Origin of the sequence: Arthrobacter sp. UKPF54-2 (assembly GCF_007858535.1) — a bacterium.
Lineage (GTDB): Bacteria > Actinomycetota > Actinomycetes > Actinomycetales > Micrococcaceae > Arthrobacter.
Map to the genome: position 1 here is coordinate 3366587 of NZ_CP040174.1, position 15168 is coordinate 3381754.

Genomic DNA, 15168 nt, shown 5'->3' on the forward strand with positions numbered 1-15168 from the left:
GGGTCACTTCGCGGTCGAGGGATCGGTGGGGGCGCCGGGGTCCGCGGGCTGCGGTGCCGGCTGCTGCGGTCGGGCCTGCGTCGGCGTGGGCAGCGGCGGCATCGGCCGCGGGCTCCGTACCACCGGCAGGGGCCCGGTGTGGACGGCTTCGGGCTGCGGCACCGGGCCGCGCCAGCCTTGGATGGGGAGTTCGAACTTGCGGACCAGGCGCCCGGAGAACGGCGTCTGGTGGGTGCGGGCGAGCCGGACCGGGGTGGCGGAGCGGGTGACTTCCACGCGGGCGCCCGGTGGCAGGTCCACGGAGCGCCGGCCGTCGCACCAGAGCACGCCCTGGGCGTCGGTGCGGTTCAGGATTTCAACGGCCAGCCGGGAACGTGGAGAGACCACCAGGGGCTTGGCGAAGAGCGCGTGGGCGCTGATGGGCACGATCAGCAGCGCCTCGACTTCCGGCCAGACCACCGGGCCGCCGGCGGAGAACGCGTAGGCGGTGGATCCGGTGGGGGTGGCAAGGACCACGCCGTCGCAGCCAAAGGATGTCAGCGGGCGCTCGTCGACCTCGGTGACCACCTCGAGCATCCGCTCCCGGTTGCCCTTTTCGATGGCAGCCTCGTTCAGCGCCCAGGTATGCCAAATCTTCTGCCCGCGGACCCACACCTGCACATCGATGGTCATCCGCTCCTCCACCGTGTACTGGCGGCTCGCGATCCATTCGACGGTCTGGGCCAGGTCCGCCCGTTCGCTTTCGGCGAGGAACCCGACGTGGCCGAGGTTGACGCCGAGCAGCGGCACGTCGACCTCGCGCACCAGCTCAGCGGCGCGCAGGATGGTGCCGTCGCCGCCGAGCACCATCACGAGCTCGACGTCGGGAAGTTTGACGTGGTCGTGCAGCACCTCGACGGGCTGGTCGAGCCGTCCGTAGAACCGGACCATGTCGCCGAGTTCGGATTTCTGCATCACGGGCACGATCCCGGAGGCATGCAGCTGGGCGCACGCTTCCCAGGCCGCCTTGAGGGATTCCTCGCGGCCGGTGTGGGCAAGGATGAGGACACGCCTGCTCATCGGGCTCCGCCTTCTAGTGCGTCTTGTGCTTTCAGTACTATGGCCAGATCGTTCCGAGTAACGCAGCAACGGCTACGTCCCGCTCTTCGATCTTAGGCAGGTCTGTCCGGTTCCCGCGTTTTATCCACAGGAAGTACTCGACGTTTCCGTCCTGCCCGGGCAGCGGGCTCTGCGCGAGGCCCTCCAAAACCAGGCCGGCGTCCATGGCCGCGGCGGCCACCTTGGCGACGGCCATGCGGCGTTCCCTCTCGGAGGTGACCACCCCGGTGCGGCCCAGCCGGTCCTTGCCGATCTCAAACTGAGGCTTGACCATCAGGACCAGGTCTCCGCCCGGCTCCGTGCACGCAGCGAGCGGCGCCACCACCAGGGTCAGCGAGATAAACGACAGGTCCGCCACGGTGAGAGAGGCCGGGCCGCCGATCGCGTCCGGGGTCATGTAGCGGACGTTGAGACCTTCATGGACCGAAACCCGGGCGTCGTTGCGCAGCTGCGGGACCAGCTGGTCATGGCCGACGTCGACGGCCACCACGTGCGCGGCGCCGCGCCGAAGCAGGACCTCGGTGAAGCCGCCGGTGGAGGCACCGGCGTCGAGGCAGCGTTTGCCGGCCACCCCGACGGCGGGGAAGGCGTCCAGGGCTCCGGCGAGCTTGTGGGCCGCGCGGCTGACGTACTCGTCTTCGCTGGTCGTGGCGACGTCCAGGGCGGTGACGTCCTGGACCTGGAGGGAGGCCTTAGCAAGCACCTCGCCGCCCGAGCTGACCTTGCCTTCACTTATCAGCCGCGCGGCGTGGGTGCGCGACCTCGCCAGCCCGCGGCTGACGAGGGCCTGGTCGAGCCTGGTCATCGTGGCGTGTCCCCCGCGTCCCGACCGGCGACGTCCTCGTTGAGGGCCGCTGCCAGCTCATCGTGCAGGCCGCCGTAGACCTCGACATGGGAGGCGACGGGCAGTTCGGGCAGGTCCCCGAGGCGCAGCAGCAGGGCGTCGACGGCCGCGTCGCCGACGGCGGACTCGCCCGCGGGTTCCGGCCAGTCGATCCGGGCCTCGGTGGAGGGGTTCAGCTCGGTCATGCTCTCCAGTCTAGTGATCCAGCCACTCCAGGCTGGGCGCCTTGGCAGCGGGCGTCTCCGGGTTTGCGGCCCACCAGGCGGCGCAGGCCGCGCGCCACGAATCGAGATCGGCCGGGTTCCCGCTGACCCGCAGGCTGGTCCCTCGTACCTCCGCCGAGGCGCTGCCGCAGCGGTAGCGCCAGTCGCCGTCGTCCTCGATGGCCGGGTAGGGACGGTACAGGTCGGTGAGGTCATTGATCAGGAAGGTGGGGCGTTCCAGGGTGCGGGCGGCGAGGATGGATTCCCGCGTGTCGACGCCCGTCAGCACGGCAACGGTGGCGAAGCCGGCGTTGTTGCCGCCGAGGATGTCAGTATCCAGCCGGTCGCCGACCACCAGGGGACGGTCGGCGGCAAGCCGCTTGGCGGCGGCGTGGAACAGCGGCGCCTCGGGCTTGCCCGCCACCAGCGGCTGGCGGCCGGTGGCGGCGGCGACTGCGGCGACCAGGGTGCCGTTGCCGGGCGCCATGCCGCGCGCCTGCGGAATGGACATGTCCGTATTCGTGGCCACCCACAGGGCACCGGCCGCGACCACGTAAGCCGCCTCCGCGAGGTCTTTCCAGCCCAGCTCCGGGTGGAAGCCCTGCACGACCGCGACCGGGTCCTCGGCCTCACTGCGGACCGGGACCAGGCCCGCGAGTTCGATTTCGCGGGCCAGTGCCTCGCCGCCCGTGATCAGCACGCGGGCCCCGGCCGGCAGCATGGACGCGAGCAGTTCCGCCGCCGCTTGGGAGGAGCTCACCACCTGCTGGTCCTCAGCTGGGGCGCCGAGCTCGCGCAGGTGCTGCGCCACCTCCGCGGGCGACCGGGAGGCGTTGTTCGTCACGTAGCCCAGTCCTACGCCGACGCCACTAAGCCGCTGCAGCGACTCCACGGCGCCGGGGATGGCCTGCGGGCCGGCGTACACGACGCCGTCCAGATCGGCCAGCAGCGCATCGAACCTGGAAATCAGCTCAACTTCGGCCATGGTTGCCTAGTCCTCGGCGCGTTCCGGAACGCGGGAGTCGTCGCTGTGGGCGTCTCCGGTCTCCAGTTCGTCCGCCTCAAGTTCGTCGGCTTCAACCGAATCGTCATCGGATTCGGCGTCGTTGGACTCAAAGAAGTCCGGCTCTTCGTCGTCGGAGCCGGCGTCGATATCCTGCGCCGCTGACGCCGGCACTCCGGTTTCCGGGAGACCGGCGACCGCTTCGGCGCTTGCCGACTTGGGTGCGGGCTCGCCGGCGGCTGCGGCTGACTGCTGGGCAGCCTGCTCCCGCAGGATCCGGCGGCGCTGCTCCTCCTCGCGCGCTTCCTCTTCCTCGTCCCAGCCGAGGTCAATGATGTCCGGGTCCTCGTCGACGCCGAGGCCAAGAGCATTCTCGGCGACGACCGCCTGGCGCTGCCACTTTCCGGCTTCGGCGTCACGGCCGGCTGCCGTCAGGGCATCGGCGTAGGCGCGGAAGAGCCGGGGGCTGTAGGAGAAGGCGCGGTTGATGTCGAGCTGGACAATCTCCAGCTCGGAGACCGCGGCGTCCAACTGGCCGAGGTCGGTTCGGGCACCCGCGGCGACGATGGCCAGCTCCACCTTGCCCGGAGCGTCAAGGTCCTTGGCTTCTTCGGAGCGGGCCATGTCCAGTGCCCGGTCCGGGCGGCCCAGGCCGCGTTCGCAGTCGGCCATGACTGGCAGGTGCATGTTGGACCCGCTGATCCGCCGGTAGGTGCGGAACTCGCGCAGCGCCTCGCCGTAGTGCCCGGCGGCGTAGGCGGTCAGGCCAACAGCTTCGCGGACCGCTGCCAGGCGACCCCCGCGGCGGCTGGCGGCAAGGGCGTGTTGGAAGGCGAGTTCGGGTTCATCGTCGATGAGGCGGCCGGCCATCACGAGGTGGCGGGCCACCCATTCGGCGCTGTTGTCCTCCAAGGTCTTGATCTGGTGCTGCGTGGCGCGGTCCAATTCCTTACCAGTGACGTCCTCGTCGATCTGGGGGGAACGCTCACGGTCCGGGCGGTTGGCGCTGCGCAGGTCCTTGGCGTTGGGCTCGCGGACCGGACGGTCTTCGGCGCGGTCGCGGCCGAACTGGCGGGGGCCGGAGTCGCCGCGGTCGAAGCTGCGGGCCGGACGGTCTTCCCGGTTGCCAAAGGGTTTGCGGTTGTCGCCGCCGCTGAAGGGCTTGCGGTCACGATCGCCACCGAAGCTGCGACGCTCGCCACCCTCACGCGACGGACGATCACCAAACGGCTTACGGTCGCGGTCGCCGCCGCCGCTGAAGGGCTTGCGGTCACGGTCGCCACCGAAGCTTCGACGCTCGCCACCCTCACGCGACGGACGATCACCAAACGGCTTACGATCACGATCACCACCACCGCTGAATGGCTTACGATCACGATCACCACCGAAGCTTCGACGCTCACCACCCTCACGCGACGGACGATCACCAAACGGCTTCCGATCACGATCACCACCACCGCTGAACGGCTTACGATCACGATCACCACCACCGCCGAATGGCTTACGGTCACGATCGCCGCCACCGCCGAATGGCTTACGATCACGATCACCACCACCGCTGAACGGCTTACGATCACGATCGCCGCCACCGCTGAACGGCTTACGATCACGATCGCCACCACCGCTGAACGGCTTACGATCACGATCACCACCGAAGCTTCGACGCTCACCACCCTCACGCGCCGGACGATCACCAAACGGCTTACGATCACGGTCGTTGTATGACGGGCGCGAGCCCTCCGAACGGTCATCCCTGCCACGGAAGCCGCGGGGGTTTCCGCCGGAGTTGTTCGTCCCTCGGAATCCCCCGCCGCCGGAGTTGCGTCCGCCGCCGAAGTTGCCGCGGTCGTTGCCGCCTCGGTTGCCGTCGTTGTGCTCAGCCATGGTGGATTCCTCCTGTTATGAGCTGACCACTGGCGCAATCGCAGCCGCTCTGTTTCCGTGTTTCGTTCGCTACGCAACCCGAAATCAAGCGCTTCGAAGTCCGTACATCTCAATCAATTCTAGGCGAGACGCCCGCACCGGGCTAACGGCCGCAGGGCTTTAAGCCTGCGCGGTGTCAAGTCTCACAACCCTGGCGACACGGCAAGCCCCCGAGTCTAATGACGGTGCGGCACTGGAAGGATCTTTCGGGTACTTGCCCGTGCTGCGGGAGGGTTTCTGTCGTGCCGGCAGGATCTGCGGGAGGGTTCGGTGGGTGGTTTGGGGGTTAAAGGGGGAGAGCCTCCAACCTGGTGGTTGGAGGCTCTCGACCTCAATGATGTTCCGGCGGTGACCTACTCTCCCACACCCTCCCGGGTGCAGTACCATCGGCGCTGTGGGTCTTAGCTTCCGGGTTCGGAATGGGACCGGGCGTTTCCCCCACGCTATGACCGCCGTAACCCTGTGTCCGCGCCCTGGCCGGGGGCCTGGGGTGGGAAATCTGTGGTTACAACTTGTGGTGTTGTATTCAGTTGTTTTGGTTCCTGTGCAACGTTTCGTCTGGCGACGGGTTTGTTGTTTGGGAACCACATAGTGGACGCAAGCAGTCTTGTTTCTTTGTACCCTTCCCGTGGTGCGAACCCCTTTTGATGTTGGTTCGCGGGAGGGGTGTGTGGTGTAAGTTATCGGCCTATTAGTACCGGTCAGCTTCACGAGTCGTTAGTCCTCGCTTCCACATCCGGCCTATCAACCCAGTGGTCTGGCTGGGGGCCTCTCACACGCAAGGTGTATGGAAATCTCATCTCGAAGCGAGCTTCCCGCTTAGATGCTTTCAGCGGTTATCCCATCCGAACGTAGCTAATCAGCGGTGCACTTGGCAGTACAACTGACACACCAGAGGTTCGTCCGTCCCGGTCCTCTCGTACTAAGGACAGCCCTTCTCAAATTTCCTGCGCGCGCAGCGGATAGGGACCGAACTGTCTCACGACGTTCTAAACCCAGCTCGCGTACCGCTTTAATGGGCGAACAGCCCAACCCTTGGGACCTACTCCAGCCCCAGGATGCGACGAGCCGACATCGAGGTGCCAAACCATGCCGTCGATATGGACTCTTGGGCAAGATCAGCCTGTTATCCCCGAGGTACCTTTTATCCGTTGAGCGACGGCCATTCCACAATGTACCGCCGGATCACTAGTCCCGACTTTCGTCCCTGCTCGAGATGTCTCTCTCACAGTCAAGCTCCCTTGTGCACTTACACTCGACACCTGATTGCCAACCAGGCTGAGGGAACCTTTGGGCGCCTCCGTTACTTTTTAGGAGGCAACCGCCCCAGTTAAACTACCCATCAGGCACTGTCCCTGACCCGGATTACGGGCCGAAGTTAGATGTCCAAAGTGACCAGAGTGGTATTTCAACGATGACTCCACCCGAACTGGCGTCCGGGCTTCAACGTCTCCCACCTATCCTACACAAGCCACTCCGAACACCAATACCAAACTATAGTAAAGGTCTCGGGGTCTTTCCGTCCTGCTGCGCGTAACGAGCATCTTTACTCGTACTGCAATTTCGCCGAGTTTATGGTTGAGACAGCGGGGAAGTCGTTACTCCATTCGTGCAGGTCGGAACTTACCCGACAAGGAATTTCGCTACCTTAGGATGGTTATAGTTACCACCGCCGTTTACTGGGGCTTAAATTCTCAGCTTCGCCTTGCGGCTAACCGGTCCTCTTAACCTTCCAGCACCGGGCAGGAGTCAGTCCGTATACATCGTCTTGCGACTTCGCACGGACCTGTGTTTTTAGTAAACAGTCGCTTCCCCCTGGTCTCTGCGGCCCCTGCACGCTCCGGACAGCAAGTGTCCATCACGATAGGGGCCCCCCTTCTCCCGAAGTTACGGGGGCATTTTGCCGAGTTCCTTAACCATAATTCTCTCGATCGCCTTAGTATTCTCTACCTGATCACCTGTGTCGGTTTGGGGTACGGGCGGCTAAAACCTCGCGTCGATGCTTTTCTAGGCAGCATAGGATCACCGAATCCCCCCATACGGGGGTCCCGTCGGGTCTCAGGCATCATGAACGGCGGATTTGCCTACCGTTCGCCCTACATCCTTAGACCGGGACAACCATCGCCCGGCTCGGCTACCTTCCTGCGTCACACCTGTTAATACGCTTGCCTCCCAGGTTTCGGTCCCGCGCTCCACCAAAACCCTTCACCCACAAGGGGTGTCGGGCAGGTCTCGGGCGGTTAGTATCCCCTGTTCAGCATGGGCGGTTTTTCGCCGGTACGGGAATATCAACCCGTTGTCCATCGACTACGCCTGTCGGCCTCGCCTTAGGTCCCGACTTACCCAGGGCAGATTAGCTTGACCCTGGAACCCTTGATCATTCGGCGGACGGGTTTCTCACCCGTCTTTCGCTACTCATGCCTGCATTCTCACTCGTGTAGGCTCCACCGCTGGTTTCCACCGCGACTTCACTGCCCACACGACGCTCCCCTACCCATCCAGACGCCTGAACCACAAGGGCTTAGCTACTATCTGAATGCCACAACTTCGGCGGTGTACTTGAGCCCCGCTACATTGTCGGCGCGGAATCACTTGACCAGTGAGCTATTACGCACTCTTTTAAGGATGGCTGCTTCTAAGCCAACCTCCTGGTTGTCTTCGCAACTCCACATCCTTTCCCACTTAGCACACGCTTAGGGGCCTTAGTTGGTGGTCTGGGCTGTTTCCCTCTCGACTATGAAGCTTATCCCCCACAGTCTCACTGCTGCGCTCTCACTTACCGGCATTCGGAGTTTGGCTGACGTCAGTAACCTTGTAGGGCCCATTAGCCATCCAGTAGCTCTACCTCCGGTAAGAAACACGCAACGCTGCACCTAAATGCATTTCGGGGAGAACCAGCTATCACGAAGTTTGATTGGCCTTTCACCCCTACCCACAGCTCATCCCCTCCATTTTCAACTGAAGTGGGTTCGGTCCTCCACGACGTCTTACCGTCGCTTCAACCTGGCCATGGGTAGATCACTTCGCTTCGGGTCTAGATCACGCCACTGCAACGCCCTGTTCAGACTCGCTTTCGCTACGGCTTCCCCACACGGGTTAACCTCGCGACGTAACACTAACTCGCAGGCTCATTCTTCAAAAGGCACGCCGTCACCCCTACAAGGAGGCTCCGACGGATTGTAAGCACACGGTTTCAGGTACTGTTTCACTCCCCTCCCGGGGTACTTTTCACCTTTCCCTCACGGTACTGGTCCGCTATCGGTCATTAGGGAGTATTTAGGCTTATCAGGTGGTCCTGACAGATTCGCACGGGATTTCTCGGGCCCCGTGCTACTTGGGATACTTCCCAGGCGGCACACTACATTTCGGTTACGGGGCTCACACCCTCTCTGGCCGGCCTTTCAAGACCGTTCACCTATGTACATGCTCTCACCCCACTGTCCCGGCAGAGACAGAACGGAAAGTCCCACAACCCCGACCATGCAACGCCCGCCGGCTATCACACATGGAACGGTTTAGCCTGATCCGCGTTCGCTCGCCACTACTAACGGAATCACTATTGTTTTCTCTTCCTGCGGGTACTGAGATGTTTCACTTCCCCGCGTTCCCTCCACGCACCCTATGTGTTCAGATGCGGGTCACCAGATCACTCGCGCGTCTGGCGGGGTTTCCCCATTCGGACACCCTGGGATCACAGTCCGGTTATCGACTCCCCCAGGCTTATCGCAGATTCCTACGTCCTTCTTCGGCTCCTAATGCCAAGGCATCCACCGTGTGCTCTTAAAAACTTGACCACAAAAGATCAAGGAGTAATTTCGAGAGAACCACGAAACCAACCACACCCAACAACACCACCCCAAAAGAGTGACACCATCACGCGCAGCCAGATCCAGGTTCATATTCTTGGAAATTGCTTCTTATAAAAGATGCTCGCGTCCACTATGTAGTTCTCAAACAACAACCCCGTACCACACACCCCACACACCCGGACCCCAAAGGACCCACACGGTGCATGAAACGTCGCAGCCGGGAAACCAGAAACACAAGTCCCGGACACCACCACCCGAAGGCCGTAGCAACCGGTCCTGTTGTCTCAGGACCCAACAGTGTGCCAAACACTAAACCGCCCGAACCCTCACACACCGTTCCAGGACCCACACAAGGGTGGTTCCGTACTGGGTGCCGGAGGAAACGCAGCGGCCGCTATTTGTTGATATTCCACCCGTGAGCACCCGCCGCAGAACTTGCGTCTGCGCAACGGGCGTTACTCCTGACAACACCACCACACCCACGAAACGCGGGGCGGGGTTGTTGTAGGTGCTCCTTAGAAAGGAGGTGATCCAGCCGCACCTTCCGGTACGGCTACCTTGTTACGACTTAGTCCCAATCGCCAGTCCCACCTTCGACAGCTCCCTCCCACAAGGGGTTAGGCCACCGGCTTCGGGTGTTACCAACTTTCGTGACTTGACGGGCGGTGTGTACAAGGCCCGGGAACGTATTCACCGCAGCGTTGCTGATCTGCGATTACTAGCGACTCCGACTTCATGGGGTCGAGTTGCAGACCCCAATCCGAACTGAGACCGGCTTTTTGGGATTAGCTCCACCTCACAGTATCGCAACCCTTTGTACCGGCCATTGTAGCATGCGTGAAGCCCAAGACATAAGGGGCATGATGATTTGACGTCGTCCCCACCTTCCTCCGAGTTGACCCCGGCAGTCTCCCATGAGTCCCCGCCATTACGCGCTGGCAACATGGAACGAGGGTTGCGCTCGTTGCGGGACTTAACCCAACATCTCACGACACGAGCTGACGACAACCATGCACCACCTGTGAACCGACCGCAAGCGGGGCACCTGTTTCCAGGTATTACCGGTTCATGTCAAGCCTTGGTAAGGTTCTTCGCGTTGCATCGAATTAATCCGCATGCTCCGCCGCTTGTGCGGGCCCCCGTCAATTCCTTTGAGTTTTAGCCTTGCGGCCGTACTCCCCAGGCGGGGCACTTAATGCGTTAGCTACGGCGCGGAAAACGTGGAATGTCCCCCACACCTAGTGCCCAACGTTTACGGCATGGACTACCAGGGTATCTAATCCTGTTCGCTCCCCATGCTTTCGCTCCTCAGCGTCAGTTAATGCCCAGAGACCTGCCTTCGCCATCGGTGTTCCTCCTGATATCTGCGCATTTCACCGCTACACCAGGAATTCCAGTCTCCCCTACATCACTCTAGTCTGCCCGTACCCACCGCAGATCCGGAGTTGAGCCCCGGACTTTCACGGCAGACGCGACAAACCGCCTACGAGCTCTTTACGCCCAATAATTCCGGATAACGCTTGCGCCCTACGTATTACCGCGGCTGCTGGCACGTAGTTAGCCGGCGCTTCTTCTGCAGGTACCGTCACTTTCGCTTCTTCCCTACTGAAAGAGGTTTACAACCCGAAGGCCGTCATCCCTCACGCGGCGTCGCTGCATCAGGCTTGCGCCCATTGTGCAATATTCCCCACTGCTGCCTCCCGTAGGAGTCTGGGCCGTGTCTCAGTCCCAGTGTGGCCGGTCACCCTCTCAGGCCGGCTACCCGTCGTCGCCTTGGTGAGCCATTACCTCACCAACAAGCTGATAGGCCGCGAGTCCATCCAAAACCACAATAAAGCTTTCCACCCCCCACCATGCGATGAGGAGTCATATCCGGTATTAGACCCAGTTTCCCAGGCTTATCCCAGAGTTAAGGGCAGGTTACTCACGTGTTACTCACCCGTTCGCCACTAATCCCCCAGCAAGCTGGGATCATCGTTCGACTTGCATGTGTTAAGCACGCCGCCAGCGTTCATCCTGAGCCAGGATCAAACTCTCCGTTGAAGAAAAACAGACACAGCATCCGCCCCCGGGAAAACGGGAACACACACTGCACAAAATTTGAAACCAGCTAAAAACACCAGACCATCCACGGGGTGGACAATCCGGCACAATCAACCAATTCAATACAAAAAATTGGTATCAACAAACTTGGCACACTATTGAGTTCTCAAACAACAGACACATTCGAATACTTGCCGAAACAATTCACATCGTGAATTCTATTTGTTTCGCTTTTTCTTCGCTGCGATGTATTTAGCTTATTTCATTCATTTCCACTTTGCAAACCCGGAAGTTTTCCCGGAATTCACTCTGTGGAAGCGAATCCGCCCAGCAAAATACGAAGCAATTTCGATTTCCCGCATCGTGTGCAAGAAGAATTGCTTCTCTTTGTTGGGGGTTTGTCACCACTCAGCGGCGGCGACTCAGAAAACATTACACGCTCCCCTCCGGCCGTGCAAATCGGCCCGAGGGGAGCGTGCTGGAGGCGTAACCAAGCCCCGGGGTACCTGCCGGCTAGACGCCGGAAACCTCCACGGTTGCCAGGTTCTTCTTGCCGCGGCGCAGCAGCAGGAACCGGCCGTGCAGAAGTTCCGCGGGGGCGATGACGGCGTCGGGGTCGGAGATCTTGGTGTTGTTCACGTAGGCGCCGCCCTCTCCGACGGTCCGCCGTGCCGCGGACTTGCTTTCGGACAGACCGGTGGCCACCAGCAGGTCGATGATGCCGAGGCCGGACCCGTCAACGGTGGCGGAGGGCAGCTCCGCGGTCGCTGCCTGCAGGCTTGCCGCATCCAGGACCGTCAGGTCTCCCCCGCCGAACACTGCAGCCGAGGCCGCAATGACTTTCTCCGTAGCTTCCACGCCGTGCACCAGCGAAGTCACCTCGTAGGCGAGTTTGCGCTGGCCTTCGCGGGCGAACGGGCGCTCAGCCACCGAGGTTTCAAGGGCTTCGATCTCGGCCCGGCTGAGGAAGGTGAAGACCTTGAGCCGGGCCGCGACGTCGGCGTCGGCAGTGTTGAGCCAGAACTGGTAGAAGGCGTAGGGGCTGCACATGTCGGCGTCCAGCCAGATCGCGTTGCCCTCGCTCTTACCGAATTTAGTGCCGTCCGAGTTGGTGATCAGCGGGGTGCCCAGGGCATGCACGTGCTTGCCCTCAACCTTGCGGATCAGGTCCGTGCCGCTGGTGAGGTTGCCCCACTGGTCCGAGCCGCCGGTCTGCAGGACGCAGCCGTAGTCACGGAACAGCTGCAGGTAGTCCATGCCCTGCAGGATCTGGTAGCTGAACTCGGTGTAGCTGATGCCCTCGTCCGAGTTCAGGCGGGTTGCCACGATGTCCTTTTTGATCATGGTGCCGACGCGGAAGTGCTTGCCGATGCCGCGCAGGAAATCGATGGCGCTCAGCGGGGCGGTCCAGTCGAGGTTGTTCACCATCCGGGCCGCGTTCTCGCCGTCGAAGCTGAGGAAGCGCTGGACCTGGCCCTGCAGCCGGCCGACCCATTCGGCCACGGTCTCGGGGGTGTTGAGCACGCGTTCAGCGGTCTGCCGCGGGTCTCCGATCAGTCCGGTGGAGCCTCCCACCAGCCCCAGGGGTTTGTGCCCGGCCAGCTGGAGCCGGCGCATCAGCAGCAGTTGCACGAGGTTTCCGAGGTGCAGGCTCGGCGCCGTGGGATCGAAGCCGCAGTAGTAGGTCACGGGGTCGCCGGCGAGCAGCTTCTCCAGCTCCGCCTCATCCGTGGATACGTGGACGAGGCCGCGCCATTTCAGCTCCTGCCAGATATTGGCAAAGCCGGGGTCGTTCTGCTGGGACTGAAGATCATTTAGCTGGGACACGGAATCTAAGTTAGCAGGAACGCCCGGGCCCGAAGGCCTCGCCCCGGGACGTGACGGAACGTCCCGTCACGCCCGATGCCGGACCGCCAGGGGGCTAGCTGCGCGGACCGCGGCCTTCGTCTTCGATGCCGGCCGGCACGCCGGCGGCGGCGATCAGGCGCAGGCGCTGGGTGGGCCGGGTCATCGCCACGTACAGATCCCCCACCTTGCCGTGCTCGTGGTTGAGCATGGCGGACGGTTCCAGCACCACAACGCCGTCGAACTCCAGTCCCTTGGCCTCGCGGGGGCTGATCACCACAATGTCCTGCTCGTAGCTGCCCGCCCCGGTACCAACGCGGCGGCCGTAGGCGCCGCGCAGCGCGGCGGTGGCCTCCGGCAGGAGCCCGCCGTCGGCAATGACCGCCAACAGGCCGCCGTCGAGCGCGTCCAGCTCCTCGGGGAGGACCTCCAGGAGCCGGTCGACGATGGTGCCCGGCTCGACCCGGTCGATCACCGGTGACCAGCGGCCGTCGCGGACGGCCTTCGGGGCGGAGACGACGAGTCCGGCGGCGTTGGCCATCCGGACCGCCGCTTCGGCGATCTGGGCCGGGGTGCGGTAGTTGACGGTGAGTTCCTCAAGCTGCCAGCGGTCCCCGAACATCGGGGCCAGGGCGCTCTGCCAGGACTTGGCTCCGGCCACTGAGCTCGTCTGGGCGATGTCGCCGACGATCGTGAAGGACTTCAACGGGCAGCGGCGCACCAGCAGGCGCCACTGCATGGGCGAGAGCTCCTGCGCCTCGTCCACCACAATGTGCCCGAATGCCCAGGTGCGGTCGCTCGTGGCGCGCTCGGCCGCGGTCAGCCGGCCCTCGCGCTCCTGGTTCTGGTCCACCAGTTCCTCGGCCGAGATCAGCACATCCACCCCGGCAGTTTCCATGTTGACCAGCGTCTGCTTGGCGTTGGCGAGGTCGCGGGCACGGTCGTGCTCCTGCTGGGCCAGGCCGCGGCCGGCGGCCGGGTCCAGTTCACCAAGAAGTTCCGCGGCCTCGTCCAGCAGCGGCACATCGGCCTCGGTCCAGGGCGAACCGGCGGGCCGCAGCAACAGCTCGCGCTCGGCCTGGCTGAGGTTCGGGGTGCAGGCTGCCAGGATGGCGGGCTTGCTCAGCAGTTCCCCGACGAGCTTTTCCGGTGTCATCGGCATCCAGCACAGGTTCAGGGCCACGCGGACGTCCCGCGCCGAGCGGACGTCCTCGGCGAGGTAGGAGCGGTCGGCGTTGTTGCCGATGCTGCCGGCCTCGACCAGCTCGGTCATCTGCTCGGTCAGTTCCCGCAGCAGGATCTTGACGAAGGAGACCCGGGCCTCGTTGTGCGGCTTGCCGGTGGCGCGGGCCTTTTCCCGGGCACGGCGCACCTGGCGCGGCGTCAGCACCAGTTTGCGCCCGTCCACCTCGAGGATGCGGTTTTCGGCCGGGATCCGCTGCCGGTTGGCGACGGCGTTGGCCACCACCTCGGCCATGTCGAGCCGGCCCTTGATCGCCGCGACATCGGCGTCGTCCTCGGCGACGGCGTGAATGCCCGGCATCAGCCGGCCCAGGCTGGCCATCACAACGCCGGTCTCGCCTAGGGACGGCAGCACCCGTTCGATGTAGTTCATAAACGACGACGACGGGCCCACCAGCAGTACGCCGGCAGTCTTGAGCCGGTCCCGGTGGGTGTAGAGCAGGTACGCGGCACGGTGCAGCGCGACGGCGGTCTTGCCCGTGCCGGGGCCGCCCTGCACCACCAGGGCGCCGGAGATCGAGGAGCGGATGATCCGGTCCTGCTCGGACTGGATGGTCCCGACGATGTCCGACATCCGGCCGGTGCGCTTGGAGTTCAGCGCGGCGAGCAGTGCGCCCTCGCCCTGCAGGGAGTCGTTGTCCGCCAGCAGGTCGGCGTCCAGCACGTCATCCTCGATCGCCTTGACCTCGCGGCCCTGCAGGATCAGGTGCCGGCGGCGGCGTACGCCCTGCCGGTCGAAAGCCGTGGCCTGGTAGAAGTGGCCGGCCTCGGGGGCCCGCCAGTCCACCATGAGCCGCTGCAGGTCCTCGGTGGTCAGGCCAATGCGCCCGATGTACTGGGCTTCGCCGGAGTCCAGGTCGAGGCGGCCGAACACAAGGCGGTCGTCGACGGCGTCGAGCTGGGCGAGGCGGTCCTCGTAGAGCGCGGCGAACGCGTCCCGCTCGGAGACGTTCTGCATGGTGCCCACGGCGCCGGCGCGGCGGACCTGGGCCAGCTGGGCGCGCTTTTCCGCCCGCAGCTCATCCAGCCGGGCGTACAAGCCGGCCACATAGTCGCGTTCATGGGCCAAATCAGCGTCGTGCATCGAGCGTTCCCCTATTGAAAAAGACAGACCAACCATTCTACAGCGATTTCGGCGATCGCTCCCGAAATATGTCG

General features: G+C 63.5%; 8 protein-coding genes and 3 rRNA genes. 1 reads left to right on the forward strand and 10 read right to left on the reverse strand.

From position 1 onward, the window contains the following. Positions 1–3: 3 nt before the first annotated feature. The 5 genes from E7Y32_RS15485 to E7Y32_RS16485 are packed head-to-tail and all read right to left on the reverse strand — an operon-like array spanning position 4 to position 4093. Positions 4–1059 (reverse strand): NAD kinase, encoded by a 1056-nt coding sequence (locus E7Y32_RS15485; RefSeq protein ID WP_146337900.1) that lies wholly within the window; start codon positions 1057–1059, stop codon positions 4–6. Positions 1060–1096: 37 nt separating this feature from the next. Further along, positions 1097–1903, reverse strand: a complete 807-nt coding sequence (locus E7Y32_RS15490; RefSeq protein ID WP_146337901.1) for a TlyA family RNA methyltransferase — start codon at positions 1901–1903, stop codon at positions 1097–1099. Further along, on the reverse strand, positions 1900–2127 hold the full coding sequence (locus tag E7Y32_RS15495; protein WP_146337902.1) for a hypothetical protein: 228 nt from the start codon (positions 2125–2127) through the stop codon (positions 1900–1902). The genes E7Y32_RS15490 and E7Y32_RS15495 overlap by 4 nt, the downstream gene beginning before the upstream one ends. A gap of 10 nt (positions 2128–2137) precedes the next feature. Continuing rightward, entirely contained in the window at positions 2138–3130 is a 993-nt protein-coding gene (locus E7Y32_RS15500) for an HAD-IIA family hydrolase (protein WP_146337903.1), read from the reverse strand. A gap of 6 nt (positions 3131–3136) precedes the next feature. Next, a complete protein-coding gene (locus tag E7Y32_RS16485) occupies positions 3137–4093 on the reverse strand; it encodes a hypothetical protein (RefSeq protein ID WP_261382474.1) in 957 nt (318 codons plus the stop codon). Here E7Y32_RS16485 and E7Y32_RS16490 point away from each other — a divergent pair. Further along, entirely contained in the window at positions 4073–4873 is an 801-nt protein-coding gene (locus E7Y32_RS16490; RefSeq protein ID WP_261382475.1) for a hypothetical protein, read from the forward strand. The genes E7Y32_RS16485 and E7Y32_RS16490 overlap by 21 nt on opposite strands. Before the next feature lie 538 nt (positions 4874–5411). On the opposite strand, the gene rrf is transcribed toward E7Y32_RS16490, so the two are convergent. The 5 genes from rrf to E7Y32_RS15530 all read right to left on the reverse strand — a co-directional run bounded on the left by rrf (position 5412) and on the right by E7Y32_RS15530 (position 15094). Then, positions 5412–5528 (reverse strand): 5S ribosomal RNA (gene rrf, locus E7Y32_RS15510). 213 nt (positions 5529–5741) lie between these two features. Continuing rightward, positions 5742–8865: ribosomal RNA gene (locus tag E7Y32_RS15515) — 23S ribosomal RNA — on the reverse strand. Positions 8866–9399: 534 nt separating this feature from the next. Continuing rightward, positions 9400–10923, reverse strand: a 16S ribosomal RNA gene (locus E7Y32_RS15520). Together the 16S, 23S and 5S rRNA genes form the textbook arrangement of a ribosomal RNA operon. Positions 10924–11436: 513 nt before the next feature. After that, a complete protein-coding gene (gene tyrS / locus E7Y32_RS15525; RefSeq protein ID WP_146337905.1) occupies positions 11437–12750 on the reverse strand; it encodes a tyrosine--tRNA ligase in 1314 nt (437 codons plus the stop codon). A gap of 94 nt (positions 12751–12844) precedes the next feature. Continuing rightward, positions 12845–15094 (reverse strand): AAA family ATPase, encoded by a 2250-nt coding sequence (locus tag E7Y32_RS15530; RefSeq protein ID WP_146337906.1) that lies wholly within the window; start codon positions 15092–15094, stop codon positions 12845–12847. Positions 15095–15168 lie beyond the last annotated feature (74 nt).

Excerpts from the sequence above, each read along its gene's own strand:
- E7Y32_RS15490 (WP_146337901.1), bottom strand. The coding sequence starts at position 1,903 with ATGACCAGGCTCGACCAGGCCCTCGTCAGCCGCGGGCTGGCGAGGTCG.
- E7Y32_RS15495 (WP_146337902.1), bottom strand. The coding sequence starts at position 2,127 with ATGACCGAGCTGAACCCCTCCACCGAGGCCCGGATCGACTGGCCGGAA.
- E7Y32_RS15530 (WP_146337906.1), bottom strand. The coding sequence starts at position 15,094 with ATGCACGACGCTGATTTGGCCCATGAACGCGACTATGTGGCCGGCTTG.
- E7Y32_RS15500 (WP_146337903.1), bottom strand. The coding sequence starts at position 3,130 with ATGGCCGAAGTTGAGCTGATTTCCAGGTTCGATGCGCTGCTGGCCGAT.
- E7Y32_RS15485 (WP_146337900.1), bottom strand. The coding sequence starts at position 1,059 with ATGAGCAGGCGTGTCCTCATCCTTGCCCACACCGGCCGCGAGGAATCC.